This window comes from Prosthecobacter sp. (genome assembly GCF_034366625.1).
In the GTDB taxonomy this organism is placed as follows: domain Bacteria; phylum Verrucomicrobiota; class Verrucomicrobiia; order Verrucomicrobiales; family Verrucomicrobiaceae; genus Prosthecobacter.
Window position 1 is genome coordinate 1166850 of sequence record NZ_JAXMIH010000006.1, and the last position, 26201, is coordinate 1193050.

The following is a 26201-nucleotide window of genomic DNA, read 5'->3' on the forward strand; positions in this document are numbered from 1 at the left end:
ATACGCCACGAACGGACGCATCTTGGATCACGGACTGAACTGTACCGGCGTGCTCACCATCGCATCGCGTTCGTCGGTGACGGTGATGAACCAGGTGTTTGCGTCGGCGGGCGGCTTGAGGGCGGTGATGGTGTTGCCGTTGATCTGAGCTGGAATGGACTTCCATTCGCGCTTCGAGCGCAGGCCGGTGTCGGAGGTGTAGTTGAGTTCGGCTTTCTTCAAGGTGGTCGCTGATTCGCAGGTGACCTCGAATTGATCGCCTTTGATCACGGGAGTTCCGGGGTTCGGCAACGGTTTGCCACCACGGCACTTGGAATCGATGAACAGGCCGATTTCCTGTGGCGCCCAGCCGGGCGGATGGCCGTGGGGCATTTTGATTTGGATGCGGATGTACTTTTCGCCAGGCACGACGTTGTAGGACTTCATGTAGCTGTCGAGCACGTAGTGGACGTCGTTGGTGCCATTCACGAAGAAGATCGGCACGCGGCAGCGTGGGAGAAGACTGCCGGGATCGTATTCCTTCACCCATAGCGCCTTGCGGTCGCCGAGTTTGTCGATGCTTGGCTTCTGCACGGATTCGCCTTCGTGGAGGAAGCCGCAGCCGTAAACCGGCACGGCGGCTTTGAAGCGATCATCGAGCGAGGCGACGAGACAGGTCGTGTAGCCACCCCAACTGATGCCGGTGACGGCGGTGTGCTCTGCATCGACCTCGGGAAAGCTGCGCAGCAGCGTGTGGGCACGCATCACACTCGCTGCGGCATGGAAGGGCCAGTCGTCACTCGTGTCGCCACCGATGCTGTCGAATTTTTCGGGAGCACCGTGAGGCGGGCCGCCGTTGGGCAAACGCGTGCGGGTGCCGCGATGCCCGTTGCCGACTGCCATGCCGGTTTTGGCGTCGAACTCCACCTCAGGCGGGCGCGAGCCGTTCAAATCCATGGCGATGGCTGCGTAGCCGCGCTTCGCCCAGAGCTGCACCCATTCCGCGAAAGCCGTGCCACCGCCGCCATGAATGAGCACGACGCCGGGAAACTTCGTACCCGCTTTGGCTTCACCCAGCGTGATCGGCGAAGCGTAAAAGGCGAAGACCTCGGTTTCGCGGCCCTGATACTTCTCACCGGCATAGGTCAGCGAATGAATCGGCTGATCCTGTCGCACCCACTTCATCGCGGGCACGTTGTTCTTGAGCGCGTCGATATTCCAAGGGCCGACTTGTTCGGCGTGGAGTGATGTGGTGAGCAGAAAGACGGCGACAATGGATGTTAAGCGCATGACGGACGAAGAAACGCCGCCATGGGCTGAATTCAGCGCCTTTTTTCAACCGCGTGACAGAGCAAGGCCCTCGCCAAAACAAAACCGCCGCCGCAAGTGACTCTAGGCACTCACGACGGCGGCTTTTACGGCGAATGAGAGATGGACGGCTCTCAGTTGGCCTTCTTTGGTCTGCCGAGCACGTCGTCCTTGGTCGTGAGGGCGACGGCGACAACTTGATCAATGAGTTCCTGGCTGATCTTGAGGTCCTTCAGTGTGTTGACGAGATTTTCCGCGATAGCATTGAAGTGAACTTCGGTGAGGCCCATGCCTGCGTGGGCCTTGCGCATGTCTTTGCCAGTCCAAGGCAGTGGCCCACCAAACGCGGCGGAGAGAAACTCCTTCTGTTTCCGGCGCTGCTTGTCCATGCTCACGTCGTCGAAGAAGTGCTTCACGCGGTCATCGGCCAGCACTTTGACGTAGAAGGCTTCCACGGCGGCATCAATGGCACCTTTGCCGCCGAGCTTCTGATACAGGCTGTCTTCGCGGGCCTTCACCCACTTCGTTTTGCAGGCTTCTTTGGCGAAGGACCATTTTCTTCCTTCATACTCGGCGGTGATGGCGGGATCGACGGGCTTGCCAGTGACGGGGCAAACGGTGTTCGTGGCGGTTTCGGTAGCGACTGCGGCGGGATCGGCGGCAAGGGCGGCGTTCACGAGCAGCGTCATCACAGCGGTGATCGTGGCGAGGGAGGAGAGGATGAGTTTCATGGTTGGATTGGAATGAGGCCGATATATAAGATGCATGGGTGGTGCATCAATGCGCCGATGCTGTGCTTGGCTGCGCCGATATTGCCGCAGGGAGTGGGGCAATGGACGCTTACAGGAGGCCAACATATGCATGGGTGGTTATGCGTTAAAGTTGCATCAAGAATACCACTTCAAGTCTTTTGGAGCTGCATTCATGACCAACCTGAACACAAAATCCATCTGGAGGCGCAGTCATGTCATCAACGGTTTCATCTTCAACGGAAACCCCGATTTGTTATCACTTGGCAGCAGATCGACGGCTGCTTGGCGGTGAGTGTGGGGTGGTTGGTTGCACGCATCGGGTGTCAGATCCCGCCGCCTTAAGCCCGGACATGCCGCCTTGCCTGATGGGACAGCAGCACCACACGGTGATCAGCATGGGAAAGGTGAAGAGGCTGGCGATCATGGTGACACCGCAGGGCGGCGGTGATTTCAAAGACGAGGCCTGGGAGGCGGTGTCCACGATTCGCGCGATCCTGCGGCAGCAGGACGAGCCGATGGCCGTGACGATGCAGACCGTGTTTGTGCGCGACCGTGAGGATGTGGCGACTGCCGAGCTGCTGTTCGAGGCGTGCTACGGCGAGAAGATGCCGCTGACGCTGTTCGTGGTGCAGCCGCCGTGTGACGGACGCGGGCTGGCAATTGAGGCCTGGGCGGTGAGCACGAGCACGGCAAAGGTGGAGTATCACAACGAGCATCTCGTCACGGTGAGCTACGATGACATGCGCTGGATTTACGCGTCGGGCGGCTCTCTGCATCGGGAGGGGCGCACCGCCTACGACCAGTCGCTGGAGGCTTTTGAAAGCATGAAGCGGGCGTTGGCGGAGGGCGGAGCCTCTTTTGAGGACGTGGTGCGCGTGTGGCTTTACCAAGGCTGCATTACCGAGGAGGTGGATGGCGTGGAACGCTACCGGGAACTGAACCGTGCGCGGACGGACTTCTTCGCGAACATTGCCTTCGATCACCGGCCCATCCCGGTGGGGCACAATGGACACGCGATTTACCCGGCGAGCACGGGCATCGGCACACGCTGTCACGGCCTGATCACGGCCTGCATGGCTTTGCAAACCGAGCGAAAAGACGTGGCGTTGCTGCCCCTGGAGAATCCGCTGCAAACCTCAGCTTTTGAATATCCCAAAGAGTATTCCGCGAAGAGTCCGAAGTTTGCGCGGGCGATGGCAGTGCGCATGGGCGACCATGTGACGACATGGATCTCCGGCACGGCGAGCATCGTGAACGCAGAAACGGTTCACATCGGTGACATCGAGAAGCAGACCGAGCAAACCCTGACAAACATCGAACGGTTGATCGACGCGCAGAATTTCGCGCGGCTCGGCTGGGCGGACGCCGGTGCGACCTTGGACGATCTGGCGAAGATCCACGTCTATGTGAAGCACGCGGAGGACTATGAGAAGTGCCGCGCTGTGTGCGAGCGACGGCTCGGGCGCATCCCCGCGATCTACGCGCAGGCGGATGTGTGCAGGCCTGATTTGCTCGTCGAAATCGAGGGCGTGGCGTTTTCGCATCTCCGCAAACCAGCCCACTTTCCTGGAGGTGATTTATGAGCCTCTGCCGTCTGATCATCTTGCTGATGCCGCTGGCAGTTTCGCCTGCGGCGCATCCCGTGTTTGAAGCTGGCCCGGTTCAAGTGCGTGCCGGAGCCAAATTGAAATCAAGCGAGCGCGTGGACGAGCTGGTCTTTAGTCGCCAGGACGAACTGGGCATCAAACGCGCCCATCTCTGCTCGGACGCGGTGTTTGTGCGCCGCGCCTTTCTGGCCGTGATCGGCACGCTGCCGACGGAGGCGGAAGCGCGGGGCTTTGTGGCGGCCAAGGAACCGGACAAACGTGCGAAACTCATCGAGATCCTCATCCAACGGCCTGAGTTCACGGATTTCTGGGCGATGAAGTGGGGTGATGTGCTGCGCGTGAAGGCGGAGTTTCCCATCAAGCTGTGGCCGAATGCGGTGCAGGCCTACCACCGCTGGATTCACACGAGCGTGCGTGAAAACAAGCCTCTGCACATCTTCACGCGGCAACTATTGCTCGCGAACGGCAGCAACTTCCGCGAGGGCGAGGTGAATTTTTACCGCGCCATGCAGGATCGCAGCCCGCAGGGCGTCGCAGCGACGGTGGCGCTGAGCTTCATGGGTGAGCGTGCCGACAAATGGCCGAAAAAGAAGCTGGACGCGATGGCAGGCTTCTTTTCACAAGTGGCCTACAAATCGACGGCAGAATGGAAGGAGGAGATCGTCTATTTCGACCCTACGGCAGACAAGGACGGCATCACGAAGCACGCCATATTCCCGGACGGCACGCCCGCCGGAATCAAGGCGGGCCTGGATGATCCACGGGTGGTTTTTTGCGAGTGGCTGCTGCGACCGGAGAACCCTTGGTTCTGCCGGAGTATGGCGAACCGCATCTGGTCGTGGCTGATGGGACGGGGCATCGTGCATGAGCCGGATGACTTCCGTGCGGACAATCCGCCATCGAATCCGGCACTGCTGTTTTTTTTGGAAAAGGAGTTCGCTGCCTCGAAGTGCGACATGCGGCATCTCTTCCGCGTCATCCTCAATTCGCAGACCTTCCAGCTTTCCTCGATTCCGGCGCAGGATACGCCGGAAGCTGCGGCGCAGTTTGCGCATTACCCCATGCGGAGGCTGGAGGCGGAGGTGCTCGTGGATGCGCTGAATCAGATCACCGCGACGAAGGAAACCTACAGCAGCCCGATCCCCGAGCCGTTTACGTTCATACCGGAGAACGTACGCGGCATCGCTCTCGCGGACGGCAGCATCACGAGCACGTTTTTGGAGCTGTTTGGCCGCCCGCCTCGCGACACCGGCTTTGAGTCAGAGCGCAATCTGAGCACGAGCCCCGCACAGCGGCTGCATCTGCTGAACTCCAGCCATGTGCTCGGTAAAATCAAAGCCTGCCCGCTGGTGGCGGATGCGGATGCCGGGGACCACGATCTGAACAAACTGGCCGACAAAATCTATCTCACGCTACTCTCACGCACGCCCACGGCGGATGAGATCACCGCGTTGAAGGCGCACATGACCTCCAGCTACTCCAGCGGTCGTGAACTGGCCGCTGACATCGTCTGGGCGCTGATCAATCAGCCCGAATTCTATTTCAATCACTGAACCTCAACCCAACTCATCCCATGAACTCCTTCCTGCCACCCAATGACATGGCACGCGATGTCGTGCGGCTTGCCCAAAACATGGGCGGTATTCCCTTTTCCCGACGCGAGGCACTGCGGCGCTGCGTCTATGGCTCCGCCGGATTGCTGCTGCTGGAACCCATCAGCATTAGCGCCGCTCCGCGTGCTGCCGCCATCGCCACGGAGGGAAAGGCGAAGTCGGTGATTCAAATCTGGCTATGGGGCGGCCCATGCCACATCGACACCTTTGATCCGAAACCTGAAGCGGGACGCGACTACACGGGTGCGCTGGATCAAACGCTCGAAACAAACGTCAGCGGCATGCGCATCGGCCAGTTGCTGCCGCAGCTCGCGAAGAACGCGGACAAATACTCGCTCATCCGCAGCATGACGCATGGAAACAACGGCCACGAAACTGCCTCCTACCTCGTGCAGACTGGCCGCGCCTCCGAGCGCGATGTGTTTCCTGGTCTGGGTGCCGTGGTGAGCTACTTCAAAGGCTATGACGCTGGTTATAAAGGACTGATCCCGCCCTATGTCGTGCTCACCCAGCCGCAGGGTCGCTTCTCCGAGGCTGGCTTTCTTGGCCCGCGCTACAAGCCTTTCGCCACCGGTGGCGATCCAGCGCGTCAGCCCTTTGCTGTCGAAGGAATCGTCACGCCAGGCATCACGGAGGAGCATCAAAAGGAGCGGCGCAAACTCCTTGGCAGCCTCAACACGCTCGGTGGTGCGCTGCCGGGGAATGCGACACTGAAAACGGTCGTGGATTCCGAACAGCAGGCGTACGAACTCATTTTGGGCGACGCCGGCAAGCTCTTTGATCTCAGTCAGGAGAAGGATGAAATGCGTGACCGCTATGGTCGCAGCACCTTCGGGCAGAGTTGCCTCATGGCACGGCGTCTCGTCGAAAAAGGCGTTCCCTTCATCACCATCAACTACCAAGGCTGGGACACGCACAAGCAGCACTTCCAGATCATGAACCGCAAGCTGCCGGAGCTCGATCAGGGGCTCGCCGCGCTGCTGGCGGACCTTTCCGAGCACGGCCTGCTCGAAAGCACCATCGTCTGGTGTACGGGCGAGTTCGGCCGCACGCCGAAAGTGGCCAACGAGTCGCCGTGGAACGGTGGCAGGCATCATTTTGGCAAAGTTTTCTCCAGCCTGCTCGCGGGCGGCGGATTCAAAGGTGGCCAGGTGCTCGGCAAGTCGAACGCCACGGGCGAGGAGGTCGCGGATCGCCCTGTGTATCCGGCGGATGTCATCGGCAGCATCTACGGCCAGCTCGGCATTCCGGCGGATGCACCGCTGCCACATCCACAAGGCACGCCGACCTTTGTCGTGCCCGGCAAGGACGAGAAAGTGCCCATGGGCGGCCTGTTGAAGGAACTCATTTAACCACTGCCACACCACCATGAAACTCCGTGCCTCCTTGTTTTGTCTGTGCGGTCTCGCGGTGACGGTTCCGAGCCTGGCGCAGCCAGCGCCGCGCATTGGTTTTGTGTATCCAGCGGGCGGGCAGATCAGCACGACATTTGAGGTCATCGTCGGCGGACAGTATCTTGATGAAGAATCACAGGTCATTGTCTCCGGCGAGGGCATCACTGCCAAAGTGCTCGAACACGACAAAATACCACCCGCTCAAGTCGTGGATGATTACCGGGACCGCCTGCGTGAGGTGCAGGGCAAACTGCGCGAGCTGAAACGCGGCGACAAATTGCCCGCCGACCAGGTTTTGCCCACCATTCGTCGTCTGCTGCGCGAAGCCGACCTCACGGAGAAAAACCTGCGTCTCATGGCCGAGTATGACCGCCGTCGCAACGATCCCAAGCAGCAGCTCAACAACCAGATCGGTGAAAGCGTGCGTGTGAAAATCACTGTGGCCGAGGCAGCCACGCCCGGCATCCGTCATCTGCGCGTGCAGACACCTTCTGGTCTCAGCAATCCGATGCGCTTCGTCGTCGGCCAGCTTCCCGAGGTCCGTGAAGCAGAGCCGCCGCGCGAGTTTGATCTGGAGCACTATCGCGGCGGCATGGATGCGGTGAAGCAGCAGCAGAAACTCGTCACCCCGCCCGTCAATCTGCCCGTCACACTCAATGGCCGCATCATGCCGGGAGAGGTGGATGAATTCACCTTCAAGGCGAGCAAAGGCCAGCAGGTCGTGCTCGCCATGCATGCTCGCAGTTTGATTCCCTATCTCGCGGATGCGGTGCCCGGCTGGTTTCAGTCCATCGTCTCGCTGCATAACGAAGAAGGCTATGAGGTGGCCTACTCCGACGGTTACCGCTTCGATCCAGACCCCGTGCTGTTCTACAAAATCCCGGCGGATGGTCTCTACCGCATCCGCGTGCATGATTCGATCTACCGTGGGCGCGATGACTTCGTGTACCGCATCACCGTGGGTGAGCTGCCCTTCCTCACCGGCATTTCACCACTCGGCGCGACCGCAGGCGAAAACATCGAGATCACCTTCCAGGGCGGCAATCTCGGCACCGAGTTCAAGCAGAAGTATGAAGCGCCGCAGCAAGCCGGCATCATCCTGCTGCATTCAACCGTCGGCGGCCTGCGCTCGAACTCGATTCCTTTTCACATCGACACCGTGCCGCAGGAGCGTGAACGCGAGCCCAATGCGAGCCTCGGTTCCGCGCAGGAGCTGAAACCGCCGGTCATCGTGAATGGACGCATTGAGGTGCCTGGCGACGCCGATTTCTACCGCGTCAAAGGCCGTGGAAATCACGAGATGATCTTCGAGATCTTTGCGCGTCGTCTGGGTTCGCCTGTGGATGCCAGTCTGACGGTCTTTGACAACGACGGCAACCAGATCGCCTTCAACGACGATCATGAAGACCTCGCTTCCGGCCTCACCACGCACCATGCCGACTCACGCATCAGTGTGAAGCTCCCGGCGGATGGTCAGGCCTTCGTGCGCGTGACCGACACGCAGGGGCAGAGCGGCATCACCAACGCCTACCAGCTCAAAGTGCATGTCGCGGAGCCGTCATTCTCGCTGCGTGTCACGCCCTCCTCTCTCAATGCGAGACCGGGTGGCAGCGCGAAGCTCACCGTGCATGCGCTGCGCAGCGGCGGATTCACCGGCCCCATTACTTTGAAACTCAAAAACGCGCCTGCGGGATTCGAGGTCAAAAATGCTGTCGTGCCTGCCGACAAGGACTTGGCCGACATTGCCATCGCTGTCCCTTCCACTGGTGAAACCGAAAAGCCTGTCACCCTCATGCTGGAAGGCACCGCCGAGGACGGCGCCAGGACGATCACCGCCGACGCCGTGCCCGCCGAGGACATGATGCAGGCCTTTATCTACCGCCACTTGGTGCCAGTGGACTCATTGCTTGTCGATGTGCGCACGCCACCGCCACCGCCGGTCAAACCCACGCCTTAAAACTCCCCATGTCCAACCCCACCTGCACCGACTGGCTCTCCCACCGCTCTGAAATCCGCGTGCTCGACTGCACCATCCGCGACGGAGGATTGATGAACAATCATCAGTTCGAGGACCGCGTCGTGAAGGACGTTTATGAAGCCTGCGTCGCCGCAGGCATTGATTACATGGAGATCGGCTACCGGGCCTCGCGGAAGAACATCAAGCTCGGCGAGCACGGCTGCTGGAAATACTGCCAGGAGGAGGACATCCGTCGCATCGTCGGAGACAACGCCACCGCGCTAAAACTCTCCATCATGGCCGACGCGGGCAAATGCGACTACCGCGAGGACATTCCATCCAAGAAGGACAGCGTCATCGATCTCGTCCGCGTCGCTTGTTACGTCCATCAGGTGCCGATGGCGCTCGACATGCTCAAAGACGCCCGTGACAAAGGTTACGAAACCACCGTGAACCTCATGGCCGTCACCACCGTGGGCGACTGCGAGCTCGACGCCGCGCTCGAACTGCTCGCCACCTCCGAGGCGCAGGCCATTTACGTCGTGGACAGCTTTGGAGCGCTCTATCCGCAGCAAACACGCCGGCTCGTGCAGAAATATCTCCAGCACGCCAAAGCAGGCGGCATGGAGGTCGGCATCCACGCCCACAACAACCTCCAGCTTGCCTACGCCAACACCATCGAGGCCATCGCCCTCGGCGCGAACTACCTTGACGCCACCATGGCCGGACTCGGGCGTGGCGCGGGCAACTGCCCCATGGAGCTGCTCCTCGGCCTGCTGCGCAATCCGCGCTACAAACTGCGCCCCGTGCTTGAATGCGTCGATCAGACCATCGAGCCGTTGCGCAAAGATCTCGGCTGGGGCTTCGACCTGCCCTACATGCTCACCGGCCTGTTCAACCAGCACCCCCGCGCCGCCATCAAATTCAACGCCGTCCCTGAACGCGGGAATATTGGCGGCTTCTACGAAGCCATCTGCGACGCGCATTGAGCCAGCAGCACCACCACACCCATCCCAATCCTTGCGCACTCGTCGCCAGCATGGGCGGAGCATCCGCGAACCTAAAGTTGCATAGTCGATGCATGTTTACAGCCAATCCAGACCCCAACCCCGACCTGTTAGGCCGCGCGGAGATCGAAACGCTGGTGAACACGTTCTACAAACGCGTCCGCAGTGACGAAGTGCTCGGCTTCATCTTCGACAAGGTCGCGCAGACGAACTGGGAGACCCATTTGCCGAAGATGTATGCATTTTGGGAGACGGTGATGTTTCGCAGCGGTGGATTCACCGGCAATCCCATCGCTGCTCATGCAAAACTGGTGCCACTCACCAACATGGGCCGCCCGCAGTTCGACCGCTGGCTCATGCTCTTCCGCAGCACCGTGGATGATCTCTTCAGCGGCGAGCATGCCGAGCACATCAAGAACTGCGCCGAAGACATGGCGAACGTGATCCACGCCCGCATCAACCATGTGCCGGATGCCCGCTTCGATCCTGCCAACCTCACTCCCGAGCAGCGCGAGCGCTACGACCGCTACAAATCCAAACCACAACCAGCCACACCATGAAACCAACACTGCGCCTCATCCTGACGGCTCTCGCCATTGCCTTGCTCACGCAATGCGGTGACCGCGAACTCAGCCCGAACGAAAAAATGTCCCAGGAGACCTTCATCAAAGCGATGGACTCCTACAAAACGCCTGCGGCGACACCCGCCGCTCCAGTCGGGGGCGCTCTGACGAATCTCACCGAGCAGCCGGACAAGCCTGTCTCCGGCGCGGAAGACGCGGTGCTCACTGATGCGCCGAATGTGCCGCCGCCCATCACGCGCGATCATCCCACGAAAGTCACCATCAAGCTCGAAGTCGTCGAGCTGGTGAAACGTCTGGCGGATGGCGTGGACTACACGTTCTGGACCTTCGGCGGCAGTGTTCCTGGGAAGTTCATCCGCATTCGCCAGAACGATGAGGTCGAGTTCCATCTGATGAACCGTCCTGACAGCAAGATGCCGCACAACATCGACCTCCACTCCGTCACCGGTCCGGGCGGTGGTGCGGCGGCGTCCTTCACGGCGCCGGGCCATGTGTCCGTGTTCTCGTTCAAGGCGCTGAATCCGGGCATCTACGTTTATCACTGCGCCACCGCGCCGGTGGGCATGCACATCGCCAACGGCATGTACGGCCTCATCCTCATCGAGCCCATCGGTGGGCTGCCCAAAGTGGACAAAGAGTTCTACGTCATGCAGTCCGAGTTCTACACGAAGGGGCGCAACGGTGAGGCCGGTCTGCAACCCTTCAACATGGACAAGGCGCTGGATGAGCGGCCGGACTACGTGGTGTTCAACGGTTCTGTCGGCGCGCTGGCGGGCGACAACGCGGTGCATGCCAAGGTGGGCGAGCGTGTCAGGCTCTTTGTCGGCAACGGCGGCCCCAACTTGGTCTCTTCCTTTCACGTCATCGGTGAAATCTTCGACAACGTGTATCTCGAAGGTGGTGTGAAGCCCGCGCAGAATCATGTGCAGACCACCTTGGTTCCCGCCGGCGGCTCCGCCATGGTTGATTTCGGCCTGGAGGTGCCCGGCACCTACATCCTCGTCGATCACTCCATCTTCCGGGCCTTCAACAAAGGTGCCATTGGCATGCTCAAGGTCACGGGCCCTGAAAACAAGATCGCCTATTCCGGCAAGCAGGATGACCGCATTTACCAGTTCGAAGGCGGCGCTGCCCAGAACATCGTCCAGGCCTCCAAGCTGCAGACTCCGGCGGCGAACAAGCAGGAGCGCATCGACCGCGGCAAGCATATCTACACCTCCATCTGCATCGCCTGCCATCAGGCCGAAGGGCAGGGCATCCCGAAGGCCTTCCCGCCGGTGGCAAAGTCGGACTACCTCAACGCGGACCCCAAGCGTGCCATCGCGACGGTGCTGCATGGTCTTCAGGGCAAGGTCACGGTGAATGGCGAAACGTATGAAAGCATCATGCCACAGCTCGGCCTCAATGACGAGCAGGTCGCCAACGCGCTGACCTATGTTTATAACAACTGGGGCAACAACGGCACCGAGATTCATCCCGACATGGTCAAACAAGTCCGCGCCACCGTGCCGCCGGCTCCGGCAGCCAGCGGTGAATGATCCTATCATGCGCTTGATCCTCACAACCATCCTGCTGGCAGCCGCCGCGCTGCCGGCCGCCGATCTCCCGCCGCCACCGGGCATGGTTTCCATTCCTGGTGGCAGCTACAAGCCGCTGTACGCCAAAAAGACGAAGCCGCGCAACGTGGAGTCGTTCTTCATCGACGTGGCACAGGTCACCAATGCGCAATTCCTCGACTTCGTGACGAAACACCCCGAGTGGCGGCGCTCGCAGGTCAAAGCCAAGCTCTCTGACAAAAACTACCTCTCCCACTGGGCCGGCGATCTCGATCTCGGCGATGACAAACTCCGTGATGCGCCTGTAGTCCACGTTTCGTGGTTCGCCGCGAAGGCCTACTGCGAATCGAAGGGCAAACGCATGCCCACGCAGGACGAATGGGAGTTCGTCGCACGCGCGGACGCCACACGTCTCGATGCCAGCAGCGACCAGGCCTTCCTGCGTCAGTTGCTTGAGTGGTACTCCAAGCCAGCCTCCAGCGCGTTGGAGAACGTCCACAGCGCGTCAAAAAACATCCATGGCCTGCGTGGTCTTCACGGCCTCGTGTGGGAATGGGTGCATGACTTCAACTCCACCATGGTCGTCGGCGACTCACGCGGCGATGGTTCGCTCGAACGCAAGCTCTTCTGTGGCGCAGGCTCGCTCCTCGCCGCCGATGTGAGCAACTACGCCGCCTTCATGCGCTATGCCTTCCGCTCCAGCCTCAAGGGCGACTACTGCGTCGGCAGCCTCGGCTTTCGCGGGGCGAAGTCGGTGAAGGAAGCACCTCCAGCGCCCGCCACGCCTCAATTCACCACCATCTACGACCTGCCCGGCGAATGGCGCACGCAGGACGACCAACCGCTCAAGCTCGATCAACTGCGCGGCAAGCCCCGCATCATCACCATGGGCTTCACCGCCTGCAAATTCGCCTGTCCACGCATCATCGACGACATGAAACGCATCGAGCGGGAACTAGGAACCGATGCGGACAAAGTGGGCCTCGTCTTCTTCTCCTTCGACACCGCCACCGACAAGCCCGCGAAGATGAAAGCCACCCAGATCGAGCATCAGCTCGATCCCAGCCGCTGGACCTTCGCCATCTCCACTGATGAAACCATCCGCCAGCTCGCCGTGGCGCTGAACTTCAAATTTCAGTCCATCGAAGGCCTCTACGCCCACTCCAATCTCATTGCCGTCCTCGATGCCGAGGGAAACATCGTCCACCGCGAGGAAGCGCTCGGTGCTGACATCGAGCCAACGGTGAAGGCCGTGCGCAAACTGCTCCAACCATGACCATGCGCTCATTTCATCTTCTGGCCGCCACGGCGGCGCTCGCCACGTCCGCGCATGCTCAAACAGCCCCGCATCCGCTCTCCTACGCCGATGGTCGCGTCGTGTTTGGCATCGAAGACCAGACGCGGTTTGAATACCGCGACAACAATTTCGACTTCAACAGCGGCCTGCGGACCATTAATGACGACTCCTGGCTGCTGAACCGCTTTCGGCTCAGCATGCAGTTGAAGCCTGCCGACTGGCTCACGTTTTATGTTCAGGGCCAGGACGCGCGTGAGATCGCTAGTGACCGCGCCGACATCCCCGGCCTGCTCGGCGCGGAGGGCGACAATCCTTTCGATCTACGTCAGCTCTATGTCGAAATCGGTGATGCCAAGGTTTCCCCGCTCGCGCTCAAAGTCGGCCGCCAAGTGCTGCTCTATGGCGATCAGCGCCTCATCGGCCCATTGGAGTGGAGCAACATCTCCCGCACCTTTGACGCCGTGAAGCTGCGCTATACCGGCAAAGACGGTCTGTGGGTCGATGCTTTCATCGCTTCCGTCGTCGTCATCGACCGCTTCGGCATGGACGACAGCGACAAAGACTCGCTCCTCTCCGGCCTCTACGCGCATATGCCTACTCTCGGCATTCAAGACACCGGGCTCTACGCGCTCTACTTTGACGACACGAATCGCAACGATCACTTCCTCACCCTCGGCACTCATTGGAAATCCATGCCTGGTAAACTCGGCCCCTGGGACTACGAGACCGAATTCGTCGTGCAGACCGGCAAAGCAGGCGGACGTGATCTCCGCGCCTTCGCCAGCTATATCGAGGGCGGCCACACCTTCCAGGCACCGTGGAAACCCCGCCTCGGCCTCGAATACAGCTACGCCAGCGGTGACGGCAATGCCGCCGACAACAAGCAAGGAGCCTTTCAGAACCTCTTCCCGACCAATCACCTGCATTACGGCCTCATGGACGCCTTCTCATGGAGCAACATCCACAACATCGCCCTCCATCTCAGTGCCAAACCTGGAACCAAGCTCACCACCAGCCTCGACTTCCATCTCTTCTGGCTCGACGACACCGCCGACACCTGGCGCCGCGCCAATGCCAGCACTGCCGTCCGTCCCGCCAGCCCCGCCGCCAGCAACTATGCTGGCAGCGAACTCGACGTTCTCGTCACCTATGCCGCCTCGAGCCATCTCACGCTCACCGCCGGTTACTCGCACTTTTTCGCCGGCGATTACCTGAATGACACCGGAGCCGGGAGCGATGCCGATTTCGTTTATGTGATGACTGGCATCAAATTTTGATTCATCAACTCGCTCGCATGACCACCGTCGGCCTTCTCATCAGCCTGGACACCAGCGTTTCCTGCGGCGTGGCGCAGCAACTGGCGGCGCATCCGGCACTCACGGTGGGAGAGGCGTCCGATCGCTGGCTGCCGGTGGCGGTGGAGGCCGAAAGTGATGTGGAATGTCGCGAAGTGCATGACTGGATCGCCGCTCAGCCCGGTGTGGCTTATGTGGATGTTGTACACGTGAGCTTTGAACCTGAAATGACTGAAACACCCGACCTTTTGCCCGCATGATCAAACGACGTGAATTTGCCAAACTCAGCGCGCTGGCCGCCGCGACCGCAGCCGCGCAACAACGTGCTTTCGGAGCCGCTCCGACCGCCGCCGCCAGCGACATTCAGTGGGACAAGGCCCCCTGTCGTTTTTGTGGCACCGGCTGTCATGTGCGTGTCGGCGTCAAAGACGGGCGTGTGGTCGCCATCGAGGGAGATCAGCTCGCGGAGGTGAACAAGGGCCTGCTTTGCGTGAAGGGCTATCACGTTGGACTCGCGCTGTATGGCAAGGACCGGCTCACGCAGCCGCTGCTGCGTCGAAACGGCGTGCTGGAACCGATTTCGTGGGAGGAGGCCGTCGAAATGATCTCCCAGCGCATTTTGGCCGCGCCGGACAAGTTCGCCATTTATGGCAGCGGTCAGTGGACCATCCCGGAAGGCTACGCGGCGAACAAATTCATCAAAGGCGGCCTTTCGAGCAATCACATCGACCCGAACGCGCGTCTGTGCATGGCCAGCGCGGTGACGGGCTTTCTCAGTGTCTATGGCGTGGACGAGCCATCAGGCTGTTACGACGACTTCGACAAGTGCGACGTGCTCATCCTGTGGGGCAACAACATGGCGGAGATGCACCCGGTGCTCTTCAGCCGCTTCATCGACCGCCGCACGCGCGGAGAAAAAGTCACGCTGATCGACATCGGCACGCGGCGCACGCGCACGACCGAGTTTGCCGATCACTACCTCGAGTTCAGGCCGCACAGCGATCTCGCCATCATGAATGGCATCGCATATCTGCTGATCAAAAGCGGCACCTACGACAAGACCTTCGTCGAACGCTTCTGCAACTTCCGCAAGGCACCAAAAGACCCCGCGGCCACGCCCACCGCGCCGCTCTTGGGTGATGCGATGAGCTTCGACGACTACAAGGCCGCGCTGGAGCCCTACACACCCGAGCATGTCGAAAAACTCTCCGGCGTGCCTGCGGAGAATATCCGCATGCTGGCCGGTCTGTTTGGCAGGAAGGACATCCGCATCACCAGCACCTGGTGCATGGGCTTCAACCAGCATTCACGCGGCACGAACGCCAATCGCCTCTGCCACGGCATCCATTTGCTCAGTGGACACTATGGCAAGCCTGGTGATGCGCCCACCTCGCTCACCGGCCAGCCCAGCGCCTGCGGAACGGCGCGCGAAGTCGGCACCATGTGCCATTTCCTGCCCGGCGGACGTGTCATTCTCAATCCCGAGCACCGCAAGGAGACGGAAAAAATCTGGAACGTGCCCGAGGGACGCATCAATGCGAAGATCGGCCACCACACCGTGCTCATGTGGGAGAAGTTTTGCACACCTGCGGACAAGGGTGGCGACATTTCCACGCTGTGGGTGCAGGTGACGAATCCCGGCCAGTCCCTGCCGAATCTGCACAAGCTTTTCAAAGCCAAAGCCGGTCAGCCGGACAAGTTCCTCATCGTCTCCGATGTTTATCACACGGCAACGACGGAACTGGCCGATCTGGTGCTGCCTTCCGCGCTGTGGGTGGAGAAAAACGGCATGTATGGCAACAGCGAGCGCCGCACCCAGCAGTGGTTCCGCATGGTGAAGCCGCCCGGTGAGGCGCGTGACGACTGCTGGCAGATGCTGGCGGTGGCGCGTCGTTTGCACGACCTCGGGCACCCGGGCATGAAGGACAAGGACGGCAAGTTTCTTTTCACCTTCAAAAACGACAAAGGCGAGGAGGTGCCCGTGTGGGACTGGCCGCGCTACTATGACATCAACGTGGACAAGGCCCTCTTTGAGGAATACCGCGCCTTCAGCCGCTACAAGCACAAGGATCTCGCTCCGTATGATGAATATGTGAAGGCCCGCGGCCTGCGCTGGCCGGTGGTGCAGCAGGCGGATGGAAGCTGGCGCGAGACGAAGTTCCGTTTCTCCGAGTTCGATGACTCGTATGTGAAGAAGGGCGCGGAGATCCAGTTCTACCACTCCGTCACCAAGGACGACAAGGCGCTCATCTGGTTCGCACCCGCTGAAAAGGCCGCCGAAGAACCGGATGCCGAGTTTCCTTTCTGGCTCTGCACCGGTCGTGTGCTGGAGCACTGGCACACCGGCAGCATGACGCGCCGCATCCCGCAACTGCACGCCGCCATGCCGCATGCGTATGTGGAGATGCACCCCGACGACGCCAGGGAGCACGGTTTTGCCAATGGCGAGTCCATCCTCATCAAAACGCGCCGCGGAGAGTTGAAGCTGCCGGTGTGGATTGACGGACGCGGGCATCCACCGCGTGGTTCGCTGTTCATTCCGTTCTTCGACGAGCGGTTGCTGTGCAATGACCTCACGCTGGGCGAGGTCGATCCCATCTCGAAAGAGCCCGACTACAAAAAATGCGCCGCCACTGTGCTGCGCGCCACGCTTTGATCATGGCCGACACCCGACAGCCCAAGACGTTGCAGTCCAGCATGATCGCTGGCGGCATTATCGTGATGCTCGCGGTCAGCGGCTACTTCGTCGGCCTGCGCCAGACGAACTCCGCCATCAGCATGACCCGGCCCGTGGAGAACGTGCGGCCCGAGGCGCGGCGCGATCTCACCGGTGCCACGAACGTGCCGGTGGCCGTGCGCTACATCGACCAGGACTGGTCCGCGAAGGGTGTGAATGCGATGTGGCGAAACTCACTCGTGGATTTCCAGCAAGTCCCTGTGCCACCGCCGGATGCCAAGCGCGTGATGCCACCTGAACAAAAACAAGCCGCGCTCCGGGATCGTGCGGCACGTCGCGCGTATGATGGTGCGCCGCCTGTGGTGCCGCATCCGGTCACGCAGGACTCGTCGGCCTCGTGTCTCGCCTGTCATGGTCAGGGCATGCAGGTGAAGGACCGTTTTGCATCAAAGATGAGCCACGCAAGCCTGGGTGGCAGTTGCACGCAGTGTCATGTGTCCACCCAGCATGCCTTCACCGCCGTCGAGGCCGCGCGGTGGACTGCGCCGCTCACGGAGAACACGTTTCACGGCAAAGAAGCGCCTGCCGCAGGCACACGCGCCTGGAAAGGCGCGCCGCCCACCGTGCCGCACCGCACGCTCATGCGCAGTGATTGCATGAGCTGCCACGGACCGAGCGGGCTTTTTGCACTGCGCACGCCGCATCCCGAGCGTCAATCCTGCGTGCAGTGCCATGTGCCCGCCGCAGAGAATGATCAGCGCCTGTTCGTCTCCGCCCCGCCGCTGGATGCGGCACGTCCAGCAGCGCCAAAGCCCGTCGTTGCGCCCGCGCCTGTGGTTGTTCCACCCGCACCCATTGCTGCTCCTCCACCCAAATGAGCGACGTCGTTTCCAGACGCGGATTCTTTTCCGCCTTCGCCAAGACTTTCCAAAAGAAAGCCGCCGCAGCGCCACCGGTTGAGCCCACCGCAGTGGCTGAGAGTGCCACGCCACGCACCGCCATCATTCAGGGACGCTTCTGCATCGCGCTCACGTCGTTTTGCGCCACGTGTGTCGAGCGCTGTCCCGTGCCCGGGGCCATGAGCCGCGACCGTGGTCTGCCCATGGTGAACCCCGATGTCTGCACCGGTTGCGGCATCTGTCATGATGTCTGTCCCGCACCACGCAAGGCGGTGCTCATGCTGCCACGCCGCACATCCACTCCACCGCCCACCGCATGAGCACTGACGCCACCAGCACACCGCCACTACCTGAACTCCAGCAGGCGCAGTTCGACGCCGCCGAGCTGGAGACGCTGCTGCGTGACATCGGTGCCTGCGCACAGATCACCGAGATCATCCCCAAGTTTTCCGCCACCGGTCATGTGCCCGACAACACCGTGCTCACGCTCGACGATGGTCGCCGGCTGCTGCTCGATGGTTCGGCACGCGCCGTGCAGTTTCGCTATCGCTTCGAAGGCGCTGACTGGTGGGACACCATCATGGCGCTGCCAGGCGGCCTGTTCCGCCTCGTGCGCATCCAGCATCACTTCGACACACCCGCCGCATGAGTTTGTATCTGAAAAAACATCCGTGGCTCGCCTGGCTGACCCTCGTGGTTCTCGTCACCGGCTTCAGCATGGCCATCGTCTGGGCGCAGAAGACCATCACCCCCAACGCGCCCGCGCCCGTGACCAAGATGAAGCCCGCAGCGACGCATCCCGTCATCATCAAGCCCGGCCCCGCGACACCACGGCTCGACACCGGCCTCAAAGACAAGGCAGGCAACGCCGTCACCGTCGCCTGCAGCACCTGCCACAGCACCACCACGCCGAACGTCCTGCGCAACACGGCGGAAGATTTGTTTCAGGCCCATCGCGGTCTGCAATACCAGCATGGTGCGCTCACCTGCCTGAGTTGTCACAACGCCTCGAACTACGACACACTGCATCTCGCCGACGGCCGCAGCGTTGCCTTCCCGGATGTGATGACGCTCTGCTCCCAGTGCCACGGCACCGCCCGGCGCGACTACGACCATGGCAGTCATGGCGGCATGAATGGCCACTGGGATCTCACCAAAGGCGGACGCATTCGCAACAACTGCATCAATTGCCACGACCCGCATCATCCCAAGTTCCCGCTCGTGCAGCCCGTGCTGCCGCCGCGTGATCGCATCTCCGTCCCGAAAGCCGAAGGCTCCCACTAGCAGGCCATGAACGATCCATCCACATCTCCGAAAACACCCTGCTCCGGCAATTGCGCCTGCTCCGGCAACTCCGCGCCACCGCCTGCCGATGAGCCCACGGGCATCTCGCGCCGCACCGTCGTCAAGGCGCTCGGTGCCACGCTTGGAGTCGCGGCGTATGCCAAAGCGCTCGCGCCGCTCACTGAGCTGACGAAGGAGACCTCGATGGATGAGTTCATCCAGAAGCACTACAAAGAACTCAGCAAAGAGGAAATGGCCGCCGTCATCCAGCGGCTCACGCAGGAGGCCAAGGACCACTACGGTGCCGATGTCACCATCAGCGATCCGCAGCCAGTCGATGGCGTGAAGTTTGGCTACGCGCTGAACCTCTCCATCTGCAATGGCTGCCGCAAATGCGCCGAGGCCTGCCATTTGGAGAACAATCACGACCGCCCCTCGCATCAGAGTTACATCCGCGTCTTCGAGATGAGCAAAGGCTCGATGGATTTCGAGAAAGGCAACGCGCACTACGATCATCCCGTGCCGCAGCCCGACAAATACTACATGCCCGTGCAGTGCCAGCAGTGCGAGCATCCGCCCTGCGTCGATGTGTGCCCCGTCGAGGCCACATGGAAGGAGAAAGACGGTGTCGTCGTCGTGGACTACAACTGGTGCATCGGCTGCCGCTACTGTGAAGCCGCCTGTCCCTATCACGCACGTCGTTTCAACTGGACCAAGCCGCAGATCCCCGCCGAGGAGATCAATCCCAACCAAAGCTATCTCAGCAACCGCATCCGACCGCAGGGCGTGATGGAAAAATGCACCTTCTGCCTGCATCGCACCCGCGAAGGACGACTGCCCGCTTGCCTTGAAGCCTGCCCGACAGGAGCGCGTGTCTTTGGCAATCTCAACGATCCGAACTCCGAGATCCGCTGGGTGCTGGAGAACAAACGCGTCTTTGTCCTCAAAGAGGAGCTCGGCCTCAAACCCCAATTCTTCTACTTCTTCGATGAGTGATCCCACCCCATCCGTCTCGCCCGCCACATCCGATGTGCCTGAGTGGAGACGCTACCTGAGATTCCTCGGCAATGCCGTGAGCCAGTCCGTCGAAGGCGGCTGGAAGTTCTACGTCTGGATGACGCTGCTCACCGCCATCTTCCTCGTCGGAGCCAATGCCTGGGCCATCCAGGTGCGGGATGGCATGGCAGTCACCGGCATGAGCGATCATGTTTCGTGGGCGCTCTACATCGCCAACTTCACCTTCCTCGTCGGGCTCGCTGCCGGTGGTGTCATGATGGTCATCCCCGCTTATCTTTATAACGACAAGGAAATGCACGACATCGTCCTCATCGGCGAGTTGCTGGCCATCGCCTCCGTCATCATGGCCATCATGTTCGTCGTGTGCGACCTCGGTCGGCCGGATCGCTTCTGGCACATGATGCCCATCGTCGGGAAGTTCAATTTTCCGATCTCCATGCTCACCTGGGACGTCATCGTGCTCAACGGCTACCTGCTCATCAACGTCCACATCTGCGGCTACCTGCTCTACAAGCGCTACCGCGGTCAGCCGCCTGTGGCGAAGATGTATGTGCCCTTCGTCTTTCTCAGCATCATTTGGGCCATCTCCATCCACACCGTCACCGCCTTCCTCTACTGCGGACTGGGCGGCCGTCCGTTCTGGAACACCGCCCTGCTGGCCCCGCGCTTCCTCACCAGCGCCTTCGTCAGCGGTCCAGCCTTCATCATTGTCGCCATTCAGATCATCCGCAGACTTACCCACCACCGCTTCGGTGATGGTGCCATCCGCACCCTGGTGGGCATCATCCGCATCACCATCCTCGTGAACCTGCTCATGGTGGCGTCTGAAGTCTTCGTCGAATTCTACACCGGCGGCAGCCACACCGGTGCCGCCAAGTATCTTTACTTTGGCCTGCATGGACATCATGAGCTCGTTCCCTGGATTTGGACCGCTGTGGCCTTCAACATCATCGCCGCCATCATGTTCATGCGTGGCCGCCTCAACGAGCTCCCCGTGTGGCTCAACACCGCCTGCTTCCTCGCCTTCGCCGGCATCTGGATCGAAAAAGGCATGGGCATGATCATTCCCGCCTTCATCCCCAGCGCGCTGCACGAGATCGTCGAATACCGCCCCAGCCTCACCGAATGGAAAGTCACCGCCGGCATCTGGGCGCTGGGTTTTATGATCTACACCCTGCTTCTCAAGATCACCATCAACGTCTATTCCCGCAACATGCGCGACGCCCAAGGCCAGCGCACCATTGAATCCAAAGACGCCCTCGCGTTTGGGGAGCATATCTGAATCCATGAGCTTCCCCGCCTGCAAACACAAGAAACATAAGGCTAAAGGGCCGCGCAGAGACGGCCTTCTCTGGCTCGCGTCCGAGCCGTATCGAGTCTTCTTCGCCAGTGGCGCGGTATGGAGCATCATCGGCGTGACGCTGTGGCCGCTGTTCTATGCGCAGCAGCTCGGCTTCTATCCGAACTTCGTTCACGCACGGCTCATGATCGAGGCGTTTGGCGGTGCGTTCGTCGTCGGCTTTCTCGGCACCGCCGGTCCGCGCATGGCCACCGCTCCGAAACTGACGCCGCTGGAGCTGTTCTGGCTCTTCGCGCTGCATCAGGCCTCGGCCATCAGTCATTTGCGACTGCAACACGCCTGGGGCGACGGATTCTTCATCGCGCTGCTCGTTTCACTGCTGCTATGCCTCGTGATTCGCGTGGTGAAGTTCCGCAAGGAAGCACCGCCGCCGCAGATGCTGCTGGCACTCACGGGGCTGGCCTGCGGCATCGCGGGAGCGGCGATGTTGCTCTCAACGGCGACTTTGATGGACCTGCAACGGCTGCGTCTCGCCAATCTGCTGCTCTACCAAGGCCTGTTGCTGCCTCCAGTGCTCGGCATCGGCTCGTTTGTGTTTCCACGCATGCTCGGCGGCGAATTCGGCGATCCGAAAACCCCCGCGCAGAGCAAGTCGAAGCTGATTCGCTCCATCGTCGCCGCTGTGTTGCTCGTGGTCAGCTTTTTCCTCGAAGCGTTCGGCCAGGTCACGCTCGGCTATGCTCTGCGAGCCATCGTCGCGGCGGGTTATCTGCTCATCGAGGTGACATGGAAGACGCAGCAGACCGGATCGCTCACCACGGGTCTGTTTTGGGCGCTCATCCTCGGCTGGATCGGCATCGTGCTCGCACCGTTTCATTATGTGCAGCACGTCAGCATCGAGCACCTGCTCTACATCGGCGGCTTTGGCATGCTGATGCTCGTGGTGGGCAGCCGCGTGCTGTTCGGCCACAGCGGCGACCTGGACGGCTTCTTCGTGAAATCCAAATGGGTGCGCTTTCTGGTCTTCCTCGGCGTTCTGGCCGCCACCACCCGCGCCACACCGGCCTGGATGCCTTCGACAACGGTCTCGCATCACATCTACGCCTCGTGGACTTGGGGAGCGCTGGCGCTGTTCTGGTTGCTCTGGCACCGGCGACGGTTTGCAAAACGGGATGAGGAGGAATAAATCGGCTTTGGTTGAACAATGAAAGCGGGTGGTTGATTCTTTCATGGCAAGATTCTCAGTTTGCCGGCACGCATGTCGTCACCCATCTACTCATCTCCTCGCCCAGAATTTGATGCCGCCATGCAGGAAGCAGTGGCTGAAGCACGCAGAACTTTTAAATTTTTCTGGCGTGAGTTGTACTGGGAAAGTCGCCGGATTGTTCCCGGACTTGATTTGGCTTGTGTAAAGGTTCCATTTTCAGATCCGCCTGGTTCGCGAAACGATGACGGACCTGAAGTTGAGCACATGTGGATCAATGATGATGTTTTCGACGGCCAGAATGTTCAAGGGACACTTATCAACTCTCCTCGTTGGGTGAGGTCAGTGGCCGAAGGAGATCATATTACAGTGCCGCTTAGCATGGTTCACGACTGGTTGTATGTGATCGGCGGCCGAGCCTACGGTGGCTGGACGGTCAATTGCATGCGCTTGCGCATGTCGGACGAAGAGCGCTTGTCGCATGATGAGGCATGGGGCTTGGATTTTGGCGACCCTAATCAAGTGCTGGTAGTGCCTGATTGGAGCAAAAGCAATCCTGCGGCAGAAAAGGCGGGTGAGCACCCCATGGCATTGAACATGCTGAAGTCGTTGGAGATCCACTTGAAACAGCATCCGGAAGACTCCAGATCGTCGGACGATGCTGGCTGGACTCAGCTCCATAGCTTCGCACTGGCTGGCTCCGCTGCCAGTGTGCAGATGTTACTGGCTCATGGAGCGGACCCCACTGCCATAACCAATTCTGGCATGACCTCACAGCAAATGGCCGAAGCATTGGGTTGGGAAGCAGTAGTGAATCTTTTCCAAAATCACCCTGCCCGAGTTTGTCTGAAAGATGGCCGGCTTGGATCGTAGCACAAATCAGCCGCACAATATCGGCACAGCCTTCGACATTGGTTGGCAGAGCGTATTCGGCAATCGGGCGTTTGTTCCACCATGAACATGCCCGTTTTGGATCTGGAAGCCTCGAAGGTGCCCGCGATGGGTTACGACGGTTTCGATGAACGCCCGTTTCTCGTCTTCTGGGAGATCACGCGGGCTTGTGCGTTGGCCTGCAAGCACTGCCGGGCCGAAGCGCAATCGCACCGGCATCCCGATGAATTGAATCGCGAGGAATCGAGTCGCCTCATCCGGCAATTGGCCGAGTTGAAACCGCCCATGCTCATCCTCACCGGTGGTGATCCGTTGATGCGCACGGATGCGCTCGAACTGGTGCGCGAAGCGACCGACGCAGGCCTGCATGTGAGCCTCAGCCCATCGGCGACGGCGCGGCTGATTCACGCTGACTTTCACGAAATCAAAGCTGCTGGCGTGGAGCGCATTTCGCTGAGCCTGGATGGGGCCACGCGGGAAACGCACGATGCCTTTCGTGGTGTCGCAGGCACCTTTGATCGCACTATTGCGGCGGTGCATCGCGCCCATGCGGCCGATTTGAGCGTGCAGATCAACACGACACTCACGCGTGGCAATCTGCGCGAGTATGAGGCCTTCAAGCAGCTCATGTTCGAGCTGAAACCGGCCATGTGGAGCGTCTTTCTGCTCGTGCCGACTGGTCGTGCAGGCATCGACGATCTGCCGGACCCGCAGGACATCGAGTTCATCTTCCGCGACATGGCCTCGCTCGTCGGCAAGGCTCCGTTCGCGGTCAAAACAACGGAAGGACATCACTTCCGCCGCGTGGTGATTCAATCGCTGGGGGCCACGACTGGCAAACACCGTCCGGGCATGCGCTCACCGCTCGGCATCCGTGACGGACGCGGCGTGATGTTCATCTCGCACACCGGCGTCGTGTCACCGAGCGGGTTCCTGCCTTTCGACTGCGGCAATGTGCGCGAGGAGCACCCGGCGGACATCTACCGCGGTCATCCGTTGTTTGTGTCGCTGCGCGACAACGACGCCCTGGGTGGCAAATGCGGGCGCTGCGAGTTCCGCGCGGTTTGCGGTGGTTCGCGAGCGCGGGCTTATGGCGTCAGTGGTGATCCGTTCGCCGAAGATCCGGCGTGTGTTTATCAGCCGAGAGCACAGGCTACGGCTTCTTGTACGGCGCCCGTTTGACCTCCTCGACAGCGGGAACGTCCTTGTTCATGACATCGTGAGCGGCTTGGAGTCGCTTCACTTCGTCGGGATGTTGCGCGGCGACATCGACTTGCTCGCCGGGATCGTTCTGAAGATCAAAGAGCTGCATCTTCGCAGGTTCGACGCCGGTGGTGAGGCCAGGATGGGCATCGATGTTGTATTGCTCGAAGGGGGCGAGGATGGTGACGCCATCGGGTGTGCGTGGATCGAGCCACTTGCCGTCCGGTCCAGGTTTGAGCTTCATCTGGCTGGCGGGCAGGAGATGCAGCTTCCAGCGTGCATCGCGGATGGTGGCGAGCTTGGAATTCTGATGACCGAAGATGAACTCGTGCGGTGATTTGGCGGCGCTGGTGAGCAGCGGGAGGATGTTGCGGCCGTCGAGCACGCGGTCATCGGGCAGCTTCACGCCGGTGACGTGCAGAACGGTGGCAAAGAGGTCCATCATCACGCCGAGTTCGTGGCTGACATGACCAGCGGGGATTTTTCCGGGCCAGCGGGCGATCATGGGCACGCGGTAGCCGCCTTCGTAGTTGGTGCCCTTCATGCCGCGCAGGCCGCCGCAGCTTCCGCCGAACCATGCGCCGTTGTCGCTGGTGAAAAACACGAGCGTGTTGTCGTCGAGGCCGTTTTGCTTCAGCGCATCGAGCACCGCGCCCACACTGTCATCAAGGTCGGCCAAGGCATCGCCGTAGAGGCCCGCGCCGCTTTTCTTGTCGTTCTTTTCGGAGACGGCGAGCGGCTTGTGCGGCATCGCTTCGGCGAAGTAGAGGAAGAAGGGCTTCTTCGCATTCCGCTGGATGAAGTCGGCGGCGCGTTTCGCATAGCGCGTGGTCAGCGTGGCCTGCACGACGGGGTATTCGACGACCTCGGTGCCTTCGAGCACCTGCACGGGCCGCATGTCGTTCGAGTAGGGGATGCCGTAATACTCATCGAAGCCGCACTCGGTGGGCAGCGAGCCGGGTTTGTGACCGAGATGCCATTTGCCGACCATGCCGGTGGCATAGCCCGCTGATTTGAGCACCTGCGCCAGCGTGATCTCCGATTTTGGCATCGCCAGCGCATCAGCGGCGGGTCCACCGTCTGGCGCGGGGTTCTGCGTCATGCCGCAGCGGAAGGGATACCGGCCTGTCATGAGCGAGGCGCGCGTCGGTGCGCAAAACGGCGCAGGCGTGTTGAACTGTGTCAGCCGCGCTCCTTCCGACGCCATCTGGTCAATGCGCGGTGTTTTGAACTTCGGATGGCCGTAGCAGCCGAGGTCGCCGTAGCCTAGGTCATCGGCAAGGATGATGATCACGTTCGGCTGCTTCGCCAAGGCGAAGAGCGAAGAGCAAAGGACGAAGTGAAAAGCGATAAACGTGGTGAAGGAATGCATGGAAG

General features: G+C 60.7%; 23 protein-coding genes. 20 read left to right on the top strand and 3 right to left on the bottom strand.

Translation table 11 applies throughout. The features are described from left to right. Window positions 1–27: 27 nt before the first annotated feature. Both U1A53_RS07545 and U1A53_RS07550 read right to left on the bottom strand, forming a co-directional pair. Window positions 28–1269, bottom strand: a complete 1242-nt coding sequence (locus tag U1A53_RS07545) for an acetylxylan esterase (protein WP_322280016.1) — start codon at window positions 1267–1269, stop codon at window positions 28–30. Between the two features lie 152 nt (window positions 1270–1421). Further along, the gene (locus U1A53_RS07550) at window positions 1422–2018 is read right to left on the bottom strand and encodes a group 1 truncated hemoglobin (RefSeq protein WP_322280017.1); all 597 of its coding nucleotides are present in this window, start codon (window positions 2016–2018) and stop codon (window positions 1422–1424) included. Window positions 2019–2389: 371 nt separating this feature from the next. Between U1A53_RS07550 and U1A53_RS07555 the strand changes: the two genes are divergently transcribed. From U1A53_RS07555 to U1A53_RS07650, 20 genes are all read left to right on the top strand, one after another. Next, complete coding sequence (locus U1A53_RS07555; RefSeq protein ID WP_322280019.1) at window positions 2390–3622, top strand: Rid family hydrolase; 1233 nt, start codon at window positions 2390–2392, stop codon at window positions 3620–3622. Then, window positions 3619–5199, top strand: a complete 1581-nt coding sequence (locus U1A53_RS07560; RefSeq protein ID WP_322280020.1) for a DUF1553 domain-containing protein — start codon at window positions 3619–3621, stop codon at window positions 5197–5199. Before U1A53_RS07555 ends, U1A53_RS07560 begins: the two co-directional genes overlap by 4 nt. Window positions 5200–5219: 20 nt before the next feature. Then, window positions 5220–6611, top strand: coding sequence for a DUF1501 domain-containing protein (locus U1A53_RS07565; RefSeq protein WP_322280022.1), 1392 nt, complete (start codon window positions 5220–5222; stop codon window positions 6609–6611). A gap of 16 nt (window positions 6612–6627) precedes the next feature. Continuing rightward, window positions 6628–8610, top strand: a complete 1983-nt coding sequence (locus tag U1A53_RS07570) for a hypothetical protein (protein WP_322280023.1) — start codon at window positions 6628–6630, stop codon at window positions 8608–8610. Between the two features lie 8 nt (window positions 8611–8618). Continuing rightward, window positions 8619–9599, top strand: coding sequence for an aldolase catalytic domain-containing protein (locus U1A53_RS07575; protein WP_322280024.1), 981 nt, complete (start codon window positions 8619–8621; stop codon window positions 9597–9599). Window positions 9600–9691: 92 nt separating this feature from the next. Next, window positions 9692–10177 (top strand): group III truncated hemoglobin, encoded by a 486-nt coding sequence (locus U1A53_RS07580; protein WP_322280025.1) that lies wholly within the window; start codon window positions 9692–9694, stop codon window positions 10175–10177. After that, window positions 10174–11739, top strand: coding sequence for a copper-containing nitrite reductase (gene nirK, locus U1A53_RS07585; RefSeq protein ID WP_322280026.1), 1566 nt, complete (start codon window positions 10174–10176; stop codon window positions 11737–11739). The genes U1A53_RS07580 and nirK overlap by 4 nt, the downstream gene beginning before the upstream one ends. A 7-nt stretch (window positions 11740–11746) precedes the next feature. After that, window positions 11747–13033 carry an SUMF1/EgtB/PvdO family nonheme iron enzyme gene (locus U1A53_RS07590; RefSeq protein ID WP_322280027.1) on the top strand — a complete coding sequence of 429 codons (1287 nt, stop codon included), beginning with the start codon at window positions 11747–11749 and terminating at the stop codon, window positions 13031–13033. Then, window positions 13030–14331 (top strand): alginate export family protein, encoded by a 1302-nt coding sequence (locus U1A53_RS07595; RefSeq protein WP_322280028.1) that lies wholly within the window; start codon window positions 13030–13032, stop codon window positions 14329–14331. The genes U1A53_RS07590 and U1A53_RS07595 overlap by 4 nt, the downstream gene beginning before the upstream one ends. 17 nt (window positions 14332–14348) lie before the next feature. Continuing rightward, window positions 14349–14609 (top strand): hypothetical protein, encoded by a 261-nt coding sequence (locus U1A53_RS07600; RefSeq protein ID WP_322280030.1) that lies wholly within the window; start codon window positions 14349–14351, stop codon window positions 14607–14609. Beyond that, window positions 14606–17005, top strand: coding sequence for a molybdopterin-dependent oxidoreductase (locus tag U1A53_RS07605; protein ID WP_322280031.1), 2400 nt, complete (start codon window positions 14606–14608; stop codon window positions 17003–17005). The genes U1A53_RS07600 and U1A53_RS07605 overlap by 4 nt, the downstream gene beginning before the upstream one ends. A gap of 2 nt (window positions 17006–17007) precedes the next feature. Then, on the top strand, window positions 17008–17904 hold the full coding sequence (locus U1A53_RS07610; RefSeq protein ID WP_322280032.1) for a hypothetical protein: 897 nt from the start codon (window positions 17008–17010) through the stop codon (window positions 17902–17904). Beyond that, window positions 17901–18245: a 4Fe-4S binding protein gene (locus U1A53_RS07615; protein WP_322280035.1), complete on the top strand. Its 345-nt coding sequence runs from the start codon at window positions 17901–17903 to the stop codon at window positions 18243–18245. Before U1A53_RS07610 ends, U1A53_RS07615 begins: the two co-directional genes overlap by 4 nt. Beyond that, on the top strand, window positions 18242–18574 hold the full coding sequence (locus tag U1A53_RS07620) for a hypothetical protein (RefSeq protein ID WP_322280036.1): 333 nt from the start codon (window positions 18242–18244) through the stop codon (window positions 18572–18574). The genes U1A53_RS07615 and U1A53_RS07620 overlap by 4 nt, the downstream gene beginning before the upstream one ends. Beyond that, entirely contained in the window at window positions 18571–19209 is a 639-nt protein-coding gene (locus U1A53_RS07625) for a hypothetical protein (protein ID WP_322280038.1), read from the top strand. Before U1A53_RS07620 ends, U1A53_RS07625 begins: the two co-directional genes overlap by 4 nt. Window positions 19210–19215: 6 nt before the next feature. Next, window positions 19216–20205: a 4Fe-4S dicluster domain-containing protein gene (locus U1A53_RS07630; RefSeq protein ID WP_322280040.1), complete on the top strand. Its 990-nt coding sequence runs from the start codon at window positions 19216–19218 to the stop codon at window positions 20203–20205. Further along, entirely contained in the window at window positions 20198–21508 is a 1311-nt protein-coding gene (gene dsrP / locus U1A53_RS07635) for a sulfate reduction electron transfer complex DsrMKJOP subunit DsrP (protein WP_322280042.1), read from the top strand. The genes U1A53_RS07630 and dsrP overlap by 8 nt, the downstream gene beginning before the upstream one ends. A gap of 4 nt (window positions 21509–21512) precedes the next feature. Then, window positions 21513–22712, top strand: coding sequence for an NnrS family protein (locus U1A53_RS07640; protein ID WP_322280043.1), 1200 nt, complete (start codon window positions 21513–21515; stop codon window positions 22710–22712). Between the two features lie 72 nt (window positions 22713–22784). Then, window positions 22785–23603: a DUF2314 domain-containing protein gene (locus U1A53_RS07645; RefSeq protein ID WP_322280045.1), complete on the top strand. Its 819-nt coding sequence runs from the start codon at window positions 22785–22787 to the stop codon at window positions 23601–23603. Window positions 23604–23684: 81 nt separating this feature from the next. Next, a complete protein-coding gene (locus U1A53_RS07650) occupies window positions 23685–24803 on the top strand; it encodes a radical SAM protein (protein WP_322280047.1) in 1119 nt (372 codons plus the stop codon). Here U1A53_RS07650 and U1A53_RS07655 read toward each other — a convergent pair. Continuing rightward, a complete protein-coding gene (locus U1A53_RS07655) occupies window positions 24775–26196 on the bottom strand; it encodes a sulfatase (protein WP_322280049.1) in 1422 nt (473 codons plus the stop codon). The two genes, U1A53_RS07650 and U1A53_RS07655, sit on opposite strands and share 29 nt — an antisense overlap. Window positions 26197–26201 lie beyond the last annotated feature (5 nt).

What these genes read in the sequence shown, in the direction of transcription:
- U1A53_RS07565 (WP_322280022.1), top strand. Translation starts at nt 5,220, where the DNA reads ATGAACTCCTTCCTGCCACCCAATGACATGGCACGCGATGTCGTGCGG.
- U1A53_RS07605 (WP_322280031.1), top strand. Translation starts at nt 14,606, where the DNA reads ATGATCAAACGACGTGAATTTGCCAAACTCAGCGCGCTGGCCGCCGCG.
- U1A53_RS07630 (WP_322280040.1), top strand. Translation starts at nt 19,216, where the DNA reads ATGAACGATCCATCCACATCTCCGAAAACACCCTGCTCCGGCAATTGC.
- U1A53_RS07640 (WP_322280043.1), top strand. Translation starts at nt 21,513, where the DNA reads ATGAGCTTCCCCGCCTGCAAACACAAGAAACATAAGGCTAAAGGGCCG.
- U1A53_RS07655 (WP_322280049.1), bottom strand. Translation starts at nt 26,196, where the DNA reads ATGCATTCCTTCACCACGTTTATCGCTTTTCACTTCGTCCTTTGCTCT.
- U1A53_RS07620 (WP_322280036.1), top strand. Translation starts at nt 18,242, where the DNA reads ATGAGCACTGACGCCACCAGCACACCGCCACTACCTGAACTCCAGCAG.
- U1A53_RS07645 (WP_322280045.1), top strand. Translation starts at nt 22,785, where the DNA reads ATGTCGTCACCCATCTACTCATCTCCTCGCCCAGAATTTGATGCCGCC.
- U1A53_RS07580 (WP_322280025.1), top strand. Translation starts at nt 9,692, where the DNA reads ATGTTTACAGCCAATCCAGACCCCAACCCCGACCTGTTAGGCCGCGCG.
- U1A53_RS07590 (WP_322280027.1), top strand. Translation starts at nt 11,747, where the DNA reads ATGCGCTTGATCCTCACAACCATCCTGCTGGCAGCCGCCGCGCTGCCG.
- U1A53_RS07595 (WP_322280028.1), top strand. Translation starts at nt 13,030, where the DNA reads ATGACCATGCGCTCATTTCATCTTCTGGCCGCCACGGCGGCGCTCGCC.
- U1A53_RS07600 (WP_322280030.1), top strand. Translation starts at nt 14,349, where the DNA reads ATGACCACCGTCGGCCTTCTCATCAGCCTGGACACCAGCGTTTCCTGC.
- U1A53_RS07615 (WP_322280035.1), top strand. Translation starts at nt 17,901, where the DNA reads ATGAGCGACGTCGTTTCCAGACGCGGATTCTTTTCCGCCTTCGCCAAG.
- U1A53_RS07570 (WP_322280023.1), top strand. Translation starts at nt 6,628, where the DNA reads ATGAAACTCCGTGCCTCCTTGTTTTGTCTGTGCGGTCTCGCGGTGACG.
- U1A53_RS07560 (WP_322280020.1), top strand. Translation starts at nt 3,619, where the DNA reads ATGAGCCTCTGCCGTCTGATCATCTTGCTGATGCCGCTGGCAGTTTCG.
- U1A53_RS07545 (WP_322280016.1), bottom strand. Translation starts at nt 1,269, where the DNA reads ATGCGCTTAACATCCATTGTCGCCGTCTTTCTGCTCACCACATCACTC.
- U1A53_RS07610 (WP_322280032.1), top strand. Translation starts at nt 17,008, where the DNA reads ATGGCCGACACCCGACAGCCCAAGACGTTGCAGTCCAGCATGATCGCT.
- dsrP (WP_322280042.1), top strand. Translation starts at nt 20,198, where the DNA reads ATGAGTGATCCCACCCCATCCGTCTCGCCCGCCACATCCGATGTGCCT.
- U1A53_RS07650 (WP_322280047.1), top strand. Translation starts at nt 23,685, where the DNA reads ATGAACATGCCCGTTTTGGATCTGGAAGCCTCGAAGGTGCCCGCGATG.
- U1A53_RS07575 (WP_322280024.1), top strand. Translation starts at nt 8,619, where the DNA reads ATGTCCAACCCCACCTGCACCGACTGGCTCTCCCACCGCTCTGAAATC.
- U1A53_RS07550 (WP_322280017.1), bottom strand. Translation starts at nt 2,018, where the DNA reads ATGAAACTCATCCTCTCCTCCCTCGCCACGATCACCGCTGTGATGACG.
- U1A53_RS07625 (WP_322280038.1), top strand. Translation starts at nt 18,571, where the DNA reads ATGAGTTTGTATCTGAAAAAACATCCGTGGCTCGCCTGGCTGACCCTC.
- U1A53_RS07555 (WP_322280019.1), top strand. Translation starts at nt 2,390, where the DNA reads ATGCCGCCTTGCCTGATGGGACAGCAGCACCACACGGTGATCAGCATG.
- nirK (WP_322280026.1), top strand. Translation starts at nt 10,174, where the DNA reads ATGAAACCAACACTGCGCCTCATCCTGACGGCTCTCGCCATTGCCTTG.